Source organism: Candidatus Didemnitutus sp., assembly GCA_019634575.1.
In the GTDB taxonomy this organism is placed as follows: Bacteria; Verrucomicrobiota; Verrucomicrobiia; order Opitutales; family Opitutaceae; genus Didemnitutus.
This window is the reverse complement of the sequence record JAHCAY010000001.1, coordinates 1882886-1899810: the sequence shown is the minus strand read 5'-3', so window position 1 is coordinate 1899810 and position 16925 is coordinate 1882886. Positions and strand designations below refer to the sequence as shown.

16 protein-coding genes are annotated in these 16925 nt (G+C 68.9%); 3 read left to right on the top strand and 13 right to left on the bottom strand.

Features of this window, described 5'->3' with window-relative positions; all coding sequences use genetic code 11:
- The first annotated feature begins 54 nt into the window (after nt 1-54).
- Nucleotides 55-1113: a DUF481 domain-containing protein gene (locus KF715_07965; GenBank protein MBX3736608.1), complete on the top strand. Its 1059-nt coding sequence runs from the start codon at nt 55-57 to the stop codon at nt 1111-1113.
- An 87-nt stretch (nt 1114-1200) separates the two neighbouring features.
- Here the strand turns inward: KF715_07965 and thpR are convergent, their stop codons facing one another.
- On the bottom strand, nt 1201-1758 hold the full coding sequence (gene thpR / locus KF715_07960) for an RNA 2',3'-cyclic phosphodiesterase (protein MBX3736607.1): 558 nt from the start codon (nt 1756-1758) through the stop codon (nt 1201-1203).
- Between the two features lie 96 nt (nt 1759-1854).
- On the opposite strand from thpR, the gene KF715_07955 reads away from it, so the two are divergent.
- Nucleotides 1855-2079: a hypothetical protein gene (locus KF715_07955; GenBank protein ID MBX3736606.1), complete on the top strand. Its 225-nt coding sequence runs from the start codon at nt 1855-1857 to the stop codon at nt 2077-2079.
- 251 nt (nt 2080-2330) lie between these two features.
- On the opposite strand, the gene KF715_07950 is transcribed toward KF715_07955, so the two are convergent.
- The 9 genes from KF715_07950 to chrA all read right to left on the bottom strand — a co-directional run bounded on the left by KF715_07950 (nt 2331) and on the right by chrA (nt 13692).
- On the bottom strand, nt 2331-3452 hold the full coding sequence (locus KF715_07950) for a toll/interleukin-1 receptor domain-containing protein (GenBank protein ID MBX3736605.1): 1122 nt from the start codon (nt 3450-3452) through the stop codon (nt 2331-2333).
- Nucleotides 3453-3930: 478 nt separating this feature from the next.
- Nucleotides 3931-4329: a copper-binding protein gene (locus tag KF715_07945; protein ID MBX3736604.1), complete on the bottom strand. Its 399-nt coding sequence runs from the start codon at nt 4327-4329 to the stop codon at nt 3931-3933.
- Nucleotides 4326-5750, bottom strand: a complete 1425-nt coding sequence (locus tag KF715_07940; GenBank protein MBX3736603.1) for an exo-alpha-sialidase — start codon at nt 5748-5750, stop codon at nt 4326-4328. The genes KF715_07945 and KF715_07940 overlap by 4 nt, the downstream gene beginning before the upstream one ends.
- The gene (locus tag KF715_07935) at nt 5747-6562 is read right to left on the bottom strand and encodes a DUF4198 domain-containing protein (GenBank protein MBX3736602.1); all 816 of its coding nucleotides are present in this window, start codon (nt 6560-6562) and stop codon (nt 5747-5749) included. Before KF715_07935 ends, KF715_07940 begins: the two co-directional genes overlap by 4 nt.
- A 78-nt stretch (nt 6563-6640) precedes the next feature.
- Nucleotides 6641-8893 (bottom strand): TonB-dependent receptor, encoded by a 2253-nt coding sequence (locus KF715_07930; protein ID MBX3736601.1) that lies wholly within the window; start codon nt 8891-8893, stop codon nt 6641-6643.
- A 40-nt stretch (nt 8894-8933) separates the two neighbouring features.
- A complete protein-coding gene (locus tag KF715_07925; GenBank protein ID MBX3736600.1) occupies nt 8934-9449 on the bottom strand; it encodes a cytochrome c in 516 nt (171 codons plus the stop codon).
- A 102-nt stretch (nt 9450-9551) separates the two neighbouring features.
- The gene (locus KF715_07920; protein ID MBX3736599.1) at nt 9552-11636 is read right to left on the bottom strand and encodes a TonB-dependent copper receptor; all 2085 of its coding nucleotides are present in this window, start codon (nt 11634-11636) and stop codon (nt 9552-9554) included.
- A gap of 134 nt (nt 11637-11770) precedes the next feature.
- Nucleotides 11771-12154: a hypothetical protein gene (locus tag KF715_07915; GenBank protein ID MBX3736598.1), complete on the bottom strand. Its 384-nt coding sequence runs from the start codon at nt 12152-12154 to the stop codon at nt 11771-11773.
- A 74-nt stretch (nt 12155-12228) separates the two neighbouring features.
- Nucleotides 12229-13692: a chromate efflux transporter gene (chrA, locus tag KF715_07910; protein MBX3736597.1), complete on the bottom strand. Its 1464-nt coding sequence runs from the start codon at nt 13690-13692 to the stop codon at nt 12229-12231.
- On the opposite strand from chrA, the gene KF715_07905 reads away from it, so the two are divergent.
- On the top strand, nt 13691-14269 hold the full coding sequence (locus KF715_07905; GenBank protein ID MBX3736596.1) for a pseudouridine synthase: 579 nt from the start codon (nt 13691-13693) through the stop codon (nt 14267-14269). The two genes, chrA and KF715_07905, sit on opposite strands and share 2 nt — an antisense overlap.
- Before the next feature lie 30 nt (nt 14270-14299).
- Here KF715_07905 and KF715_07900 read toward each other — a convergent pair whose 3' ends face one another.
- The 3 genes from KF715_07900 to KF715_07890 all read right to left on the bottom strand — a co-directional run bounded on the left by KF715_07900 (nt 14300) and on the right by KF715_07890 (nt 16860).
- Nucleotides 14300-14647, bottom strand: a complete 348-nt coding sequence (locus tag KF715_07900) for a hypothetical protein (GenBank protein ID MBX3736595.1) — start codon at nt 14645-14647, stop codon at nt 14300-14302.
- 82 nt (nt 14648-14729) lie between these two features.
- Nucleotides 14730-15629, bottom strand: coding sequence for an EamA family transporter (locus KF715_07895; protein MBX3736594.1), 900 nt, complete (start codon nt 15627-15629; stop codon nt 14730-14732).
- Nucleotides 15630-15837: 208 nt separating this feature from the next.
- On the bottom strand, nt 15838-16860 hold the full coding sequence (locus KF715_07890) for a WD40 repeat domain-containing protein (protein MBX3736593.1): 1023 nt from the start codon (nt 16858-16860) through the stop codon (nt 15838-15840).
- Nucleotides 16861-16925: the final 65 nt, after the last annotated feature.

Below are 16925 nucleotides of genomic sequence, written 5' to 3'. Positions count from 1 at the left end.
AGTTTTGAGATTGAGCTAGGGGTTTCCCCCTGTTTCACAGGCCAGCTTGGATTTATGAAACACACACTTCACCGCATCCTCGCGAGCTCCTTGGTGGTGCTCGCCTTCGCCAGCGCCGCTCGGGCCGACCGCATCGAGCTGACCGACGGCTCGGTCGTGAACGGCAAACTCCTCGCCGCCGACAACGGCCAGTTCAAGGTCGAGACGAAGTTCGCCGGCGTGATCACCATCGCGCAGGACCAGATCAAGACCTTCGCGACCGACGAGGCCGTGAACGTCGGCCTCAAGGCCGGCACGCAGGTCCTCGGCACCGTCGCCTCCACCGGCGGCGGCATCGCCGTCACCGCCGCGGACGGGCAGATGTCCGCCAGCGCCGCCAACGTCGTCGCCGTCTGGCGCCCGGGCGAGGACAGCCCCGCCATCCGCGAGGCCAAGGCCGCCGCCGAGAAGCTCAAGCGTCGTTGGGCCTACGAGGCCTCCGCCGCGATCAATGGCCGCACCGGCGGCTCGGAGAAGTTCGCCGGCGCCGTCGGCTTCAAAGCCACGCTCGAGAGCAGCGAGGACAAGCTGATGTTCAACGCCGCCATCAACCGCGCCCAGGAGAACGGCAACAAGACTGCCGACGACTGGAAGGCCGGCGTCGACTACTCGTCGTTCTTCACCGGCGCCAACGTGTGGTATGCCCGCACCGAGCTCTCGAAGGACAAGATCAAGAACATCACCCTCCGCTCCAACTCCGCCTTCGGTATCGGCCGCAAGCTCGCCCACTCCGACACGCGCGACACGGAAGTCCGCCTCGGTCTCGGCTACCTCTATGAAACCTACACCGGCACGACGCCGGACTTCGCCTCGGCCGGTCTCGATATCGCGCTGCTCAACAAGCAGAGCTTCGGCTGGACGACGATGAACAACACGCTCACCTACACGCCCGCGTTCAAGGATTTCGCCAACTACCGCATCCTCCACGAGACGACTTTCGACCTCCCGATCAAGGGTGCCGACTTCTGGAAGCTCCGCATGGGTGTGAACAACGACTACCAGAGCCAGCCCGCCGGCAACGCCCCGAAGCTGGACACGACCTACTTCTCCGCGCTCATCCTGAATTGGAAATAAGCGCGCCTGACGCGCAGGCGGAAATTTCAAGGCGGAGCCGCGAGGCTCCGCTTTTTGTTTTCCGCTCTGGCCTCGGGAAGGGGCGGGTCACGCGCCGAGCGCGAAGCTCCGCACCACGCGATACGCGGGTGGCGAGCCGGCGCGCAGCTCGCTCGCGTAGAGCTCGAACGACGCCACGCGGAAAGGCGGCGCCTCGAATGCACGGTGGCGATGCAGGAACTTGGCGAGGCGCTTCGCGTCGGTGTGCTCACCGAGTCGCGCGACCGTGAAGTGCGGCGCGAACGTCCGCACATCGATCGTCATGTCCACCGCGAGCAACGCCTCGTCGACCTGCTTGCGCAGCTGGAACAGCCGCGTGTGTCCGCTGCCCACGCCGGCCCAGAGCACCTTGGCCGGGCCGCGCGGAGGAAACACGCCGAGGTCGCCGACCGGCAGGACGAACGGCTCCACACGCACGCGCGCGAGCGCAGCTTCGAGTTGCTCTTGTTTTTCCGGCGTCGTGTCCCCGATGAAGCGCAGCGTGAGATGCAGATTGTCTGCCGGCACCCAGCGCGTGTCGGTGAGGAAATCATCCGCCAGCGCCGCGAGTTCGCGGCGCACGATCGCGGGCGGCGTGAGGGCGACGAAGAGGCGCTGCGGGCTCATGCGTTCGAGCGAAGCCGTGCGCGCCGCTGTCGCCAGTGCAAAGTGCGGTGTGAAAAGAGGCGGAGTCCGCTGTTCCCCGTTGCTTGCTTTCGCGCCGTGAAGAAAGCCGTCCTGCGGTTCTGCGTTCTGGCCCTGAGCGTGAGTGCGAGCGAGGGCTTCTGGGCACGTCTGCCGCCGGAGCAGCGGGCGAAGGCCGGCTTGGAAAACCTCTCGCCCGAGCAACGCGCCGCGTTCGATTTGCTTGCGGCCGAATTGGCGACGAGCGAACCGGGTCACGTCATCGCGGTCGCGCGCGAAGGCGATCGCGGAGGCGAAGCCTGAGATCGAGTGCCAGAGAAAGGCGCGCGTCGGTTTGGAGGCGAAGCGTGCGCCGGCGACCGGCACGATTCCTCCAAGCTCGTCGACACATTCCGGGCGTGGGGGCTGGGCGCGGTTTTCCGGCTCGAGAACGGGCGGACCTGGGTGGTCGAGAAGAGCGCGGGGAACGCTTCTTCGGCAGACCAAGCGACGGGAGCCGGCCATGATCTCTCCCGGTTCGCCGGTCGGATCGCGCCAACCGCTTTTGCGCGGCGTCAGTCCTTCTTGAGCAGCAACGCCGCGATCTGCGGGTAGGTCTCGCGGGCGATGACACCGGCGTTCTCGGTCGCAGGAAAATCGGCCGACCACACCGTGCTGCCGTCGGCCGTGCGCTCGATTTTCACCCGAGTGACCAGCTTTGCGTCGACCGTGTCGGGCGCGCAGGACAGCACGAGGCGCGCGCCGAGCGTGGCGCCGCGGGCGGCGGGTGTCTCGCCGTCCTTCAGCGGCATGGTGCTCAGGCTTGTCCGGACGCCGCTCAGGACGACCAGCTTGCCGAACAGTTCGCCGGTGATGCCGGTGCCGTTGGCCGCCGCCGAGTGGGTGACGATGATAAGGTCGGCCGGGCGTTTCGTGATCGGGGAGTTGGACTCCAGGCGGCGCAGCGAGTCGTTGACCTTCGCGGCGATCTCGTCCGGGCGGCCGGGGACCGGCGGCGGTGCGCTGCCCACGCTGAAGGAGCAGTGCGTGCACGCGTTCAACGCGACAATGATGAAAACGATCCAGCCGATGACGCGGACCCAGAGCGGCAGCCGGAGCCAGGCGCGCCAGGTTTTTTTCCACCGGCCGACAGGCGCGGGGGAAGACAGCGGCGGGAGATATTGCGGGGCGCGGGCGAGATTGTCCGGTCGCGGCGCGACCGTCGGCGCGTGGTGCAAGCGGTGCGGTCCGCCTGCGGCGAGCCGCCGTGCGAGCTCGCGGAACGCGGGAGTGGCGTCGCCCTCGGGCACGCGCAGCCACTGCACCGTCACGAATTTCTCGGGGACGCGTGCAGTCGTCTCCGTCGATTCGTCGATCGTGACGGGCAGGAGGAAAACGATGTCGTCGGCCATATCGAGCATGCGCTCGAGCGCGAAACGCCACTCGCGCCGGAAATAGCCTTCGAGCCGCGCGCTCGCCCGGGTCGAGATCACGGGCATGAAGTAGGTGCACTCGCGGATTTGGCGGCGGATTTTCGCGTCCCACGCGTCGCCGCCGGTGAGCTCGTTCTCGTCATACCACGCGTCGATTCCGGCCTCGTTCAACGCATCGCGTAGCTTGCGAATGGCGGGCCGATCCTCGGAGGCGTAGCTCAGGAAAACGGACGGTCGGCCGGCGGGGGCGGGATCTTGGGACATGACGAAGGGTGAGATTTTGTGCCGGGGTTGGTGCGGTCAATGGACCTGAGACAAAGGGGCGGAACTAGCGCCGAGCTGCGGTTGGGTTGCGGCGTAGGCGGATGGTCGTGCGATGGACGAGGCGGTGTTTCGCGCCTCGGAACCGGGCTCCGCTTTAGGCAGCGTGCTTGCGCGCGCTCGTTGTTCGCCGGGCCGAGTGGCACCGTGCCGCCGATAGGGATAGCCGCTTCGCGCGCCGGCGATGCCGGGTTCGCGTCCTTCGCGGTTTCGCTGCTGCGTCGGCCGCGGGTCGCGATCGAGCGACACGCGAAGACCCGGGCGGGAATAAGGACAGGTGCGGGGCCGCGAAAAAAGGCGCCGCCGTGCGGCGGGGACGATAGGTGGCGGAGATCGACGTGCGTCCGAGCCTGTGCGGCGCGCGGAAACTTGCCTGCGAGTCCGGCCCTTCAGGGAACGCGTGAAGGGAGAGGCGGACGCCTCAGGGCGCGACGACCTTCACGTCGCGCAGGATCCACTTTTTCTCTGCATCGCGGCCCATCTGCGCGGTGATGGCGTCGCCCTTTTTCACGCGGGCGAGTGTCTCGGCTTCGACGCGGAACATCATCGTCATCGCGTGCATCACGCCGGGGACTTCCTCGTGTTTCACGACGAGCGCGGACTTGTCGGCGAGGACTTCGACGACGAGGCCCTTGAGCGGATGCAGCTGCGGGGCCGGCGCTGCGTCGGCGACGGGGGCGGACTTTTCTTCGTCGGCGTGGCAGCAGCAGACTTCCTTGCCTTTGCAGCAAGCGCAGCCGCAGTTCTTCGCTGAATCGGCGGCGAAGAGCGCGGCGGGCAGGAATGAGAAGAGGGCGAGCAGGAGCGAGCGGAGTTTCATGGTGAATCGTTGAGGGAAGAATGAGTGGGCGCGGTGGGTTCGCAAAGCTCAAGGAGCGCGAGTTCGTCGCCGCGCACGATGGCGCGCGGGCGGGCGGCGCTCGTGGTTGCGGCGGGAGCGGGCTTCAGCGCGGCGGCGTCGATCAGCGCGGTGTGGACTTGCGTGGCGGCGGGGGATTTCGGATTCGCGGCGTCCTTCGGCACGGCGTCGGTCCAGCTGATGACAGCGGTGAGGCCGTCGCCGTCGCGGCGCGCGGCGAGGCGGGCGAAACCGCTGGCGCGGACCGAGGACGTCGCGGCGACGAGTTGCGGGGCGGAGAGCGAGCCGTCGGGGAAAATGCGGCGGACGTAGAGGCCGGCGTCGTTGCCCTTCGACGCGGCTTCGAGCCACGAGACGAGCGAGGAGTTGTCGGCGAGTTTCACGAGGTCGATGCGGCCGATGGGGCGGCCGAGATCAATCGCGAGCGCGGGGCCGAAGGTGACGCCGCCGTCGCAGGAGACCTTGGCTTGCACGCGGGCGACGCCGTCGGCGGCAGTGAACCACGCGATGGCGAGCGACTCGCCGCGCGCGTCGGCGGCGGGGCCGTTGACGGGGCAGGCGGGGATTTTCCAGCCGTCGGTATGGAGCGGGCGCGGCGGGCCCCAGATGTTTTGGTTGAAGAAGACGATTTGGTTGTCGCGGATCTCGTCGGGCGTGTGCCCGCGATAGGCGAGGATGAGGCGGTCGCCGCCGAGGTGGGCGAGCGAGGTCTGGCAGCAGGTGCAGGTGTCGGGATCGACGACCCAATCCTGCAGCGTCGAGCCGTCGGGCGCGAGCAGGCGGGCTTTGAGGCGCATCGCGGGGGCGTAAGGCGCGTTGGGGTCCTTGGCGGGGCGAGCAGCGTTCGGATCGCGTTTCACCCGCGGTGCGTTTGGATCGCGGACGCGGGCGCTTTCGAGCCAGACGGCCATGACGCGGCCTTCGCTGAGCGGGGCGAGGCTGACGAATTCGTGTCCGAGTGCGGCGGGCTTGGTCCAGGTGGCGCCGCCGTCGGTGGAGCGGGCACACCAGCCATCGTAACCGTGGGCGTCTTCGTCCGCGGGTTTTTGAAACCACTGGGCCCAGAGCTGGCCGTCGGTGCCGACGGTGAGAGAGGCGAAGTCGGCCCAGTTTTCCATGAGCAGCTTCGTGCTGACGATCGGGCGCGGGGCGCTCCATGTCGCGGCGCCGGGCGCGAGCGTCGCGAGCCACAAGGCGCGCTCGCCGGCGGCGGTGCCGGGGCCGGCGTAGGTGAGGTAGGTCGTGCCGTCGGTGCCGGTGTAGAGCGAGGACTCCTGGGTGTCGGCGGGCGCGGGCGAGGGAAATTCGCGCACGGCGGCGGCGGTGTGCGCGCAGAGCGCGAGGCTGAGGCTGAGCAGGGCGGCGTGGAGGTTCCGTTTCATGGCGTGGGAATGGCGAAGGTGAGATTGCCCCAGTAACTTTGCCAGTCGTATCCCGGGGCGTCGGCGAGTGGGACCATGTGCACGACGCTGATCATCCAGTCGCCGGCGAATGGGAGCGTGAACGCGACTGTGCCGTCGGCGGCGGTGCGGGCGGGAAGCTCGGTGAGTTTGTCACCTTGGCGATGCCACGCGCGGACGAGGGCGCCGGCGAGCGGCTGGTCGTCGAAGAACACGGTGAAGCCGAGCGAGCCGCCCGGGCGCGTGGCGAACGGATCGGCGCGCGGGACGATTTCGAGGCGCTGGCCGGTGCGGGTGGCATAAGTGGTGTCGGACGACTCGCCGACGCGCACGAGAGTTTTGACGCAGCGGCGGTAGAGTTCGCGGCCGGGGGATTTTTCCTGGCCGCGCTCGGCGCGGAGGCGGAGGACGCGATCGAGACCGTCTTCGCGCAGGTAGTCGTTGAACTTTTCCGCTTCGAGCGTGATGGACTTGGCGATGGTATCGACGGCGAGCAGGTGCGTGCCGGAGCCGGCAAGGGGAAGGGACAGTGTGCTCGGCTCGACGGCGGTGGCGGGCACGCGCGAGTATTCGTCGCTGCGGCCCGAGGCGGTGAAGTGGTTGAATGCGGTGACGAGCTCGCAGGTGAAGGGGCGTGGTTCGCCTTGGAAATCCATGCCGACGCGCAAGGCGAATTCGACGGTGTCGTCCGGCGCGGCAAAGTGCGTCGCGGGGCGCAGCCAGAATTCGTGGGCGGAGAGCGGAGCCGCGAGGAGCGTCAGGACGGGGAGGGAGCGGAGGGCGGTCGTGATCATGGAAGGCGAAGGACGGACGGCGGAGGGACGAGGCGGACGCGAGGACGGCACACGTCGTCCCTCCTGTCCTGCAATGGGCTAGAAGGTCACGCGGGTCGAGAATTCGGCGCTGATCGGGTCGGCGAGGCGGCGCATCGTGGTGCCGGCAACGGGTTCGTATTCGGCGTCGGTGAGGTTGCGGCCGCGCAGGTTGAAGACGAAGCGGCGCCAGGTGTAACTCACGCCGGCGTCGACCGTGGTATAGCCGGCGGCGACGACGGAGTTGTTGTTGTTGGCGAAGCGATCGCTGACGTGGCGGACGGCGGCGTTGAGCGCGAAGCCGTTCGCGAAGCGCTTCGTGGCGAAGAAGCCGAGGACCCACTTCGGGATGTTCGACGGCGTGTTGCCGGTGCGGTCGATGACGCCGGTGCCGAGATTTTCGGCGAAGGAGCCATACCAGGCGTCGGTCCACGCGGCGTTGCCTTCGAGGCGCCAGCCGGGCGCGGGCGACCATGCGAGCGCGGCTTCGACGCCGCGGGATTTTTGTGCGCCGATCTGTTGCGAGATGCGCACGCCGGTGACGGGGTCGAGCGTGGAGGCGAGGAGGTTGTTCTTCTCGATGTCGAAGAGCGCGAGCGTGGCGTCGAGCTGTTTGGTCAGGGAACCTTTGGCACCGATCTCGAACTGGCGGCCGGTCTGGAGGGAGAAGTCGTTCGAGCTCGCGGTGAACGACACGAGTTGTGTCGTGGGCTCGGCGGCGCGGGAGTAGCTGGCGTAGAGGTTCACGTCCTTCGTGACGGACCAGACGAGGCCGCCGCGGCCGGTCCACGGGGCGTAGCTTTTCGTGTAGGTGGCGAACGTCGTCGTGGGCGTCGCGAGCGTGTCGCGCTGGAGGTCGATCGCGTCGTGACGGAGGCCGGCGACGAGCTTGAGCGTGGGCGTGAGGTCGAGGGCGTCCTCGGCGTAGAACGCGAGCGTGTCGATCGTGATGTGGGAGGTTTTCAGAAAGCGGTTCGGGTCGCCGGGGCCGTAGGTTTGCGCGGGATCGAGCAGCGTGACGGCTGGGGCGGTGGTGGCGTAGCCGGTGGGCGTGCCGCCGCGGGTGAGGTTGTTGCGCTCGAAGAAGCCGCCGACGATCACGCGGTTCGGCCGGCCGGCGAGCGTGCCCTTGTAGATGGCGTCGAGGCGGTCGCCGGTGAGCAGATCGTCGCGGTAGATGTGGAGGAACGAGGAGCGCGTGACGAGTTTGGTGACGGGATTCCAGGTGTTGGACTCGAGGTTGCGCCACTTGAGGAGCTGGGTGGCGAGGTAGGCTTCGTTGCGGAGTTCCCAGTCGGGCGTGAGGCGCAGCTCGGCGCGGAGGCGCGAGAAGGTGTTCTCGGTCTTCGCGTAGTTATCGAGGATGTTGTAGTTGGTGCGGCGCGCGGCGGGCTCGACGCGGGGATTCACCAGGCGGTCGGTGGCGCTGTTGAAGGTGCGGATTTCGACGGGCGAGTTGGGCACGGTGGTGTTGATGACGCCGTCGTAGACCACTGGGTTGCCGTAGTAGGACTCGTTCCAGTCTTTCAGGCCGGTGGTATTGAAGGTGAGTTTGAGTGTATCGCTGACTTGCCAGCCGAGTGCGGCGGCGAGGCCGTCATAGCGCTGGGCGTTGCGGTCGACGTAGCCGGCGGTCTCGTTGTGCGAGTAGTCGAGGCGCGAGGTGACGCTGCCTTTTTTGCCGAGCGGGAGCGGGCCGCCCCAGCCGAGGCCGTAGCGGTAGCTGTCCCACGCGCCGACGGAGGCGAAGGCTTCGCCGCCGGCGCGGGTGGCGGGCGGTTTCGAGAGGTAGTTCACGGCGCCGCCGATGGCGCCTTCGCCGAACATGAGCGAGGCGGGACCCTTGAGGATTTCGACGCGGTCGAGGAGGAACGAGTCGACGGTGCGCGAGGATTGCGACGCGGTGTTCTGGCGGATGCCGTCGCGCATGATCGTGACGCTGTTCGAGCCGAAGCCGCGCGTGGAGTAGGTGGGGATCGAGCCGAATTGCGTGCCGCCGGTCATGCCGACGGCGGCCTCGACCGCTTCGACGGCAGTGCGGAGGCCGCGCAGTTGCATCATTTCCTGCGAAACGATGGAAACGGACGCGGGCAGGTCGCGGTTGGCGAGGCCGAGGCGCGAGCCGGTGGCCGGCGCGGAGTCGAGTGGGAGCGAGAAGTCTTTTTGCTTTTCCGCGGTGACTTCGAACTCGTCGAGTTTGACGACGTCGGGTTTGGCGTCGCTCGCCGAAGTGGCGGGCGCGGTTTGGGCGCGCGCGCCGGTCGTGGCGAGCAGCGCGAGGAACGTGAGAGTGAGGAGCGTGGATGGCTTCATGACGGAGATGAAAGGTGGCTTGATGGAATGCGGGCGGCGTTCAGCGCGCGTTGAGTTCTTCCCAGGTCCAGAACTTGTCGCGCTTCACGGTGAGGCGGACGACGGAGACCTGTTCGGCGGTGACGGCGGAGGCCTTGTTGCCCCAGGAATTGCGCGCGTAGGTGATGGCGGCGGCGAGGTCGGCGTCGTTGAGCACGGGGCCTTGCGGCGGCATGACGCTGTTGAATTCGTGGCCGTTGACGGTGATCGGGCCTTGGAGGCCGTGCATCGTAGCGCGGATGATCTTGCCGGGATCGGCTTCGGTGATGAGCGGCGATCCGGCGAGCGGCGGGAACACGGCGGGCACGCCCTGGCCGTTGGCCTGATGGCAGACGGCGCAGACTTTCTCGAAGACGGCTTTGCCGGCCAGGAGCTGGCGCGCGAGCGCGTCCTCGGGCGATTCGGCGGCCGCGGTGGGCGTAGCGGTTTCTGAGCCCGACTTTGAACAGCCGGCGAGCGTGAGGAGGGCGAGGCCGGCGGTGAGCGCGGCGACGCGGGTGGAGCGGAATGATTTCATGGTGTGGCGAAAAGGGAGGGCCGCCCCGGCGCTCTTATGAAAAACCCGACAGGACAAGTGACGGTTTTTCCGCCGGAGCGGCCCCAAGTGGTGCGGTGAACGTCAGAGGGTGACGTCGAGTTTGAGCCAGAGCGTGCGGCCGGGCTCGTTGACGCGCGCGGTCTGGACGAAGCCGGGAACCATCGCGCCGGATTTGCTGAGGTGCTCCGCGTAGGTGCGGTCGAAAACGTTGTCGACGCCGGCGGAGAGGCGGGCGCGCGCGGTGGGTTTCCAGCTGGCGTTGAGCGAAAGCGTGCCGAAGCCGGCGGTCTCGCCGAGGTCCTGACCGACGATGTTGCCCTGGCCGATCGCGACGCGGTTCTGGCGTGCGACGGCGCGGAGGAGCGCGCCGGCGGACCACGTCGGGCGCGTGTAGGCGAGGGCGAGGCGCGACTCGAGCGGCGGCAGCTGCGCGAGCGGGCGCGCGTCGGTGTCGTTCGTGCCGCGCACGTAGGCGAGCGACGCGTCGAGTTTCCAGTCGGTGGCGAAGCGCCACGCGAGGCCGGCCTCGCCGCCGCGCGTGGTGGCGTCGATGTTGCGCGTCACGACGGCGCTGCGCGTGCCCATCATGCCGGACGGTTTGGTGAAGCCGCTCTGGACGAGGATGAAATCGTCGATGCGCGCGGCGAAGAGGGAGGCATTCCATTCGAGCGCGCCGATTTTGCCGAGGGCGCCGACATCGAGCTGCGTGGTGGTTTCGGGACGCGTGCTGAACGCGGTCACGCTGCCGGTGGACTCGTTCTTGATCGCTTCCCAGTAATCGGGGTAGCGCTGCGTGCGGCCGAGTCCGGCGAAGAGCGTCGCGGTGCTGCGGCCGGGCGCGCCGAGATCGCGTTCGTAGCGGACGAAGCCGCTGGCGAGGTCGCTCGTGCGCGTGCGGCCGGCGGAGGGGTTCGGCGCGGTGCTCATCATCGAGAGCGCGACGACGGCGCGGTTGTCGGTGGCCTTCCATTGATCGAGGCGCGCGCCGACGTAGGCGCGGGAGCCGGGCGCGAGCGTGACGGCGGCCTCGCCGAAGAGGCCACGTTGCTCGAAGCGGGCGTCGCGGACGCGGGCCTTGGCTTCGTAGGGCGACGCCGTCTCGTTCGTCGTCGAGCGCAGCGTGTGGACGTTGGTCTGCGTGTCGGCGCCGAGCGTGAGGTGCGTGGACTCGCCCGGCGTGAGTTCGAGTTGCGCGGTGGCGCCGGTGGTCTCGCGGTCGGGGTTGGAGACGGATGGGTTGGGCATCATCATCGACGCGGCGAAGGCCCGCAGCGAGTAGTTGTCCATCACGTGGTCGACGTAGTTGTGGAAACCGCGCAACTCGACCGCAGCGATGAGCGGGGTGAGTTGCTCGCGGCGGAGACGGAGTGCGTAGTTGTCGCGGGCGAATTTCACGCCGTCCATCGCGCGGTCGGCGTAGGCGGCCTCGCCGTCGCTCACGGCACCGGAGAGCTCGACGAACGTGAGCGCGTTGGGCGTCCACGCGGCGGTGGCGTTGGCGCTCCAGCGACGGTAAGCGCTGTGCACGTCGCGGCCGGCTCCATCGGCGTAGTCGTCGGCGCGCGTGGTGGTGCCGGTGGCGCGGATTTGCCAGTCAGGCGCGCCGGTGCGCGCGTCGGCCACGGCGTCGAAGCGCCCGAAGCTGCCCGCAGTGACGGAGCCGAAGAGCGAGGATTCGCGCTCGGCGAGGCGGCGGTAGGTGCGCTCGAAGAGCACGACGCCGGCGCTGTTGCCCGGACCGTAGAGGACGGATTGCGGGCCCTTCACGACGGTGATGCGGTCGTAGGCGGCGGGGAAAACGTAGGCGGTGGGCGGGTCCATGCGGTTGCCGCAGCCGCCGAAGATGCACTGGCCGTCGAGTTGCACGCCGAGGCGCGAGCCGGCCATGCCACGGAGCACGGGATCGCCGTCGGTGCCGCCCTTGCGGATCACGGCGAAGCCCGGCACGGCGCGCAGCGCGTCGGCACCGTCGTGCGCAGGCATCGGTTGCGCGGGAGCCTTCGGGTCGGTGGTGACGACGAGCGGCTGCGCGGCCTTGGCGCCGGTGACGACCAACGGGTCGAGTTCGACGGCAGGCTCGCGGGCGGGTGGAATGGCGGGCTCGGACGCGGTGGCGACCAGAGCGGTGAGAGAGAGGGAAAGAGCGAAACGGGAAAACGAGTGCATGACAAACGGGCGCGCAGAACGCGCATTGAGGCGGGAGCAGGCGCGCGCGGACGGGCCGGCGCGGCCAAACGCAACGGACGCGGCGCTACGAGGCGCGCGTCGAGGAGAGCGTGGAGGGAGGGCTCAGTGGCGCGTTAGACGCGCGGGGGCGGCACGGGCACCGCATCGGTGCGCGTGAGGCCGGCCTCGTTCGCGAGGCCCGGCCAGGAAAATTCAGGAGCGATCACCACGACCGGAGGCGTGGCGTGAAAAGCGAGGACGACGCGGTCGCTGCCACCGAGGGCGTCGTCGCGCGGCGACTGGTCGCGCGCGGTGTCCTGGGCGGATTGGGCGATGTGGCAGAGATTGCACGCTTCGCCGTCGACGAAGGTCACGCGCAGCGCTTCGTGCGCGGGCATGACGGCCGAGTAGTCGTGAAACATCTTCGCCCACGCGACAACTTGCACGACATTCCACACCGCGCCGTTGGCACAAAGCCAGGCGACGAGCAGCGCGATCGTGGAAAGTTGGCGGCGCATCGGGGACGCAGCAATGCGAAGGCCCCGCGCGGTGCGCAAGCTGTTTCGCCGGCGGCGCGCGGAGAAATCAGGTCTTACACGACGTCGATAAGCCCGCCTGCGAGCGCGCAGGCCAGCACCACGGCCCACACCGGGACCCGTGGCACGAACAACGCGCCGAACGCGGCGGCGGTGAGCGCGGCGCTGCGGAGGTCGGTGAATGCGACGGCGCCGATGGGATGGATGAGCGCGGCGAGCAGCAGGCCGACGACCGCGGCGTTGGCGCCGCGGAGTGCCGCGCGCGCGCGTGGCTGGACGCGGAGCGTTTGCCAGAACGGCAGCACGGCGGCGACGAGCAGCAAGCCGGGCAGAAAAATCCAGAGCGTGGCCCACGCTCCGCCGGCGACACCATGCGTCGTCGTGCCGAGGAAGGCGGCGAAGGTGAACAGCGGACCCGGCATCGCCTGTGCCGCACCGTAGCCGGCGAGGAACTGCTCGGCGCTGACGCCGCCCGGCGCGACGAATTCCTTTTGCAGCAGCGGCAGCACCACGTGCCCGCCACCGAAGACGAGTGCGCCGGAGCGGTAGCATTGATCGGCGAGAGCGGCGGGCCAATTTGCCGTATTACGGCAAATTGCCGGGAGCGCGAGGAGCAGGGCGAGGAAGGCGACGAGGACCGTGGCGGACGTGCGGAGCGAGCTGGCGGTGGCGGAGTAACCGGAGGAAGCGGCGGGAGGTGCTGGCGGGGCCGCAGCTTCGGACGGGCGCGAGAGCAGGGCGAGTCCGGCGAGCGCACCGGTGGCGATGACGGCGAGTTGCAGCCACGCGAACGGCAATGCGAGCAGTGCGGCGGCGCTGACGAGGACGAGCACGGCGCGCGCGGCGTCGGGCGCGAGAGCGCGCCACATCGCGAGCACGGCGTGCGCGACGACAGCGACGGCGGCGAGCTTGAGGCCGTGGAGCCAGCCGGTGCCGAGGAACGCGCTGAGTTTTCCGGCGCTGAGCGCGAAGGCGGTCATCAACGCGGCGCTCGGCAGCGTGAAGCCGAACCACGCGGCGAGTCCGCCGGGCCAGCCGCGCCAGAGGTAGCCGAGGCCGAAGCCGGTCTGGCTGCTCGCGGGGCCGGGGAGGAATTGGCAGAGCGCGACGAGGTCGGCGTAGTGCGCCTCGTCGATCCAGCGGCGGCGCTCGACGTAGTCGCGGCGAAAATGGGCGAGGTGCGCGACCGGACCGCCGAACGACGTGCAGCCGAGGCGCAGCGCGGCGAGAAAGATCTGCGGGACGGTCGGCGGTGTCGCTGGTGTGGCCACGGGAGAGACAATCAGTTGAACCACGAATGGACACGAATGAACACAAATGACGAAGCGCCGGGTGAATTTTTCGCGTCGGAACACGGATGAGATTTTGGGGTGAGCCTGGATGTGGAAGGTAGGCTTGCGGCTGGTGCGGGAATTGGAGCGTCGCGAGCCAGCTCGCTCCCACAGCAAGACCAAGGCGGGTTCGTGGAGGCTTGCCCCGGGGTATTGGGCGGCGCTCAATCGCGGCGCGCGACGCACCATGCTCCTCGCTTTGCACAAACCCTACGGCGTCCTGTCGCAGTTCACGCCCGAGCCCGGCTCGCGGTGGCGGACGCTGGCGGAGTTCGGTTTGCCGAAGAACGTCTACGCGCTCGGGCGGCTCGATGCGGACAGCGAGGGATTGCTGCTGCTGAGCGACGAGGCGGGGCTGAATTCCCGGCTGCTCGATCCGGAGCGCGGGCATCGGCGCGAGTATTGGGTGCAGGTGGAGCGCATTCCAAACGATGCGGCGCTGGCGCAGCTCGCGCGCGGCGTGACGATCGGCGATTACCGCACGCAGCCGTGCGCCGTGCGGCGGTTGGAGCCGGCGCCGGAGCTGCCGCCGCGCGAGCCGCCGATCCGTGTGCGGCAGAGCGTGCCGGATTGCTGGCTGGCGCTGGAGTTGGGCGAAGGGAAAAACCGGCAGGTGCGCCGCATGACGGCGGCGGTGGGGCACCCGACCTTGCGGCTGGTGCGCGCGAGCATCGGGGCGCTGACGCTGGCGTCGCTCGCGCTGAAGCCCGGTGCTTGGCGCGAACTCACCCGGGCGGAGCGCGACGCGGTGTTTGCCACCCAATAGGTGACAAACGCGGCGGTCGCGGACGGCGCGTCAGGCGCGGGCTGGCGCGGGGGCGACATCGCCGTCGGCGAGTGCGGCGGCGAGGTGGCGGCGCAGTTTGCGCGAGGAGACGCGGAGCTTCAGCCAGCGGCGCGAGAAGCGGGCGTTGTCGGGGTGGATTTTGAAATCGGCGGCATCGACGGCGAAATGCCGGAGTGTGCGCGCGCGTCCGATGTCGCGGATGAATTCGAGATCCGGGTCGAAGAAGCCCGGGATCATGCGCAGCAGCGGATAGAGCAGCTGGCCCTGCAGCGGCAGCGCGCGCCGCAGCGCGCGGCGCGCGAAGCGATCAGCGGCGATGCGATGGCGGGCACAATAACGCTCGGCGATGGTGGGCATGCGACCGCGCATCGGACGGCGCGGGTGCCGTCGCCTCGAAGGCGAACTGACGAGCGGAGCCGGGTGGTTGACGAGCGGCGCGTCAGGTGCGCGCGACCTGGGGGATTCTCCCCGTGAAACGCGGGCCGAAGACGCACAGCACGAGACCGGAGATCACGAAGGCCGCGGCGGCGAGCTTCCATCCCGGCAGCGATTCGTGCAGGTAGATTGCCGAGGTCACCATGCCGAACACCGGCACGAGGAGCGTGAACGGCGTGACGGTCGACGCAGGATAGTGGCCGAGCAGCCAGCTCCAGATGGTATAGGCGACGAGCGTCGAGAGATAGACGGTGTAGGCAACGCTCAACCAAGCCGCGACGCCGGCGTGCGTGAGGGCATGGGCGATGGCTTCGCGGCCTTCGAAGGCGAACGAGGCGGCGAGCATCGGCAGCGGCACCACGAGCCCGCCCCACACGACGAGCGCGAGCGGATTCACTTTGCCGAGGCGACGCGAGGTGACGTTGGCGAAGCCCCACGAGGCGGCGGCGAGGAGCAGGCAGACGAAACCGACGGCCGTCATCTCGCCGCCGGTGTGCCGGCCGACGATGAAAAATCCGCCGGCCGCGACGAGGGCGCCGGCGACCTGCACGAGGCGCACGCGTTCGCCGAGCATCACGACCGAGAGCGCGAGCGACACGAAGACCTGGAACTGGAGCACGAGCGAGGCGAGGCCGGCGGGCATCCCGAGGCGCATGCCGAGAAACATGAAGGCGAATTGCGCGGCGAACATCGTGAGCCCGTAGGTGAGGAGCTGCGCCCAGGTGATCGCCGGGCGCGGCAGGAAGAACACGAGCGGCAGCGACACGAAGACGAAGCGCACGGCGCAGAGCAGCAGCGGCGGCAGGTCGACGAGCGCGAGTTTCAGCGCGACGAAGTTGGAGCCCCAGATCGCGACGACGAGCAGGGCGAGGAGCAGATGGCGGAGCGGCAGCGTGGAAGGCACGGCGAAGACCTGAGCGGCGAGGTGGTGGCGATTCAAGGTGCGAACGACAAGCTGCGACCTGTATGCCTGAAAATGAGGGCGATTGCGCGGGGCGAGGGTAGCGGTGGCAGAGGGAGTGGAGGGCGGGAGTTCGCCCCGGATTCTGCATCCGCTTGCTGGCGCGGCTGTGATGAATACAGCGCAGGGCCGGCCGGAGACAGCCCTGGGCTCACGCGGTCTTGAAGACGAAGAGCTGGCCCTTCGCGGTGCCGACGGCGAGGAGCGCGTCGTCGCCGCGCCACGCGAACTTCGTGGCGGCGGACGGCATTTTCACTTCGGCGAAGAGCGGATTCTTGCGCGCGGGCGCCCAGAGCGAGAACTCGCCTTCGGCGGAGCCGCTGGCGAGCAGGCCGTGGGAATTCTGAAACGCGACCGCGACCACGCGGCTGTTGTGCGGCAGCATCAGCGGCTCGCGGCCCTCGGGGCCGGCGCCGCTGCAATCCCACACGCAGGCATCGCGGCCGCCGCCGGTGGCGAGCCACTTCGAGTCGGGCGAGAACGAGAGTTCCTTCAGCCGCGTTTCATAGCCGCTCATGTGCAGCTCGAGATCCTCGGCCGGCGCCCAGAGGTGCACGGCGTTGTCGTGGCAACCGGCGACGAGCCAGCGGCGGTCGGGCGACCATGTGAGCGCGTAGATGGCGTTGCCGTAGGTGAATTCTTTTTCGGCGGTGAAGGTCGTCACGTTCCACAGCGAGACATGGCCGAAGCACGCCGCGGCAACCATCGCGCCATCGGGACGCGCGGCGAGAGCGGCGATCGTCTTCGGGGCGTCGGGGAAGGCGTGCACGACGGTGCCGTCGGGGCGGAGGGTGGCGAGTTTGCGGCCGGCAGCGGCGAAGAGAAGCTGAGAGCTGAGAGCGGAGGGCTGGGCGCGGTTGATCCAGACGAGGTGTTCGACCCAGGCGTTGCCGAGTTGGGTTTCGGCCGTTTGCGCGCCGGTCGCGGGACTCCAGAAACGCACGCTGCCGTCCTGGCCGCCGCTGGCGAGGACGTCGCCGGACGGCGACCACGCGAGGCAGTTGGCGCCGTCGGCGTGGCCGGCGAGCGTGTGCTCCGCCGCGCCGGTCGTCGCGTCGTAGAGCGTGATGGCGCCGGCGGCGGAGGCGGCGGCGAGGAGCGCGCCGTCGGGTGACCAAGCGAGGTCGATCGCGTAGTCGTCGAGCGTGGCGGCCCAGTGCTTGGCGAAATTCATCGGTTGCCACACCAAGGACGCAACGGGCGCGATGGCAAGGTCAGGTTCGCGCGTGCGCGTCGGTG

Excerpts from the sequence above, each read along its gene's own strand:
- KF715_07965 (MBX3736608.1), top strand. The coding sequence starts at position 55 with ATGAAACACACACTTCACCGCATCCTCGCGAGCTCCTTGGTGGTGCTC.
- thpR (MBX3736607.1), bottom strand. The coding sequence starts at position 1,758 with ATGAGCCCGCAGCGCCTCTTCGTCGCCCTCACGCCGCCCGCGATCGTG.
- KF715_07950 (MBX3736605.1), bottom strand. The coding sequence starts at position 3,452 with ATGTCCCAAGATCCCGCCCCCGCCGGCCGACCGTCCGTTTTCCTGAGC.
- KF715_07945 (MBX3736604.1), bottom strand. The coding sequence starts at position 4,329 with ATGAAACTCCGCTCGCTCCTGCTCGCCCTCTTCTCATTCCTGCCCGCC.
- KF715_07940 (MBX3736603.1), bottom strand. The coding sequence starts at position 5,750 with ATGAAACGGAACCTCCACGCCGCCCTGCTCAGCCTCAGCCTCGCGCTC.
- KF715_07935 (MBX3736602.1), bottom strand. The coding sequence starts at position 6,562 with ATGATCACGACCGCCCTCCGCTCCCTCCCCGTCCTGACGCTCCTCGCG.
- KF715_07930 (MBX3736601.1), bottom strand. The coding sequence starts at position 8,893 with ATGAAGCCATCCACGCTCCTCACTCTCACGTTCCTCGCGCTGCTCGCC.
- KF715_07925 (MBX3736600.1), bottom strand. The coding sequence starts at position 9,449 with ATGAAATCATTCCGCTCCACCCGCGTCGCCGCGCTCACCGCCGGCCTC.
- KF715_07920 (MBX3736599.1), bottom strand. The coding sequence starts at position 11,636 with ATGCACTCGTTTTCCCGTTTCGCTCTTTCCCTCTCTCTCACCGCTCTG.
- KF715_07915 (MBX3736598.1), bottom strand. The coding sequence starts at position 12,154 with ATGCGCCGCCAACTTTCCACGATCGCGCTGCTCGTCGCCTGGCTTTGT.
- KF715_07905 (MBX3736596.1), top strand. The coding sequence starts at position 13,691 with ATGCTCCTCGCTTTGCACAAACCCTACGGCGTCCTGTCGCAGTTCACG.
- chrA (MBX3736597.1), bottom strand. The coding sequence starts at position 13,692 with ATGGTGCGTCGCGCGCCGCGATTGAGCGCCGCCCAATACCCCGGGGCA.
- KF715_07900 (MBX3736595.1), bottom strand. The coding sequence starts at position 14,647 with ATGCCCACCATCGCCGAGCGTTATTGTGCCCGCCATCGCATCGCCGCT.
- KF715_07890 (MBX3736593.1), bottom strand. The coding sequence starts at position 16,860 with ATGAATTTCGCCAAGCACTGGGCCGCCACGCTCGACGACTACGCGATC.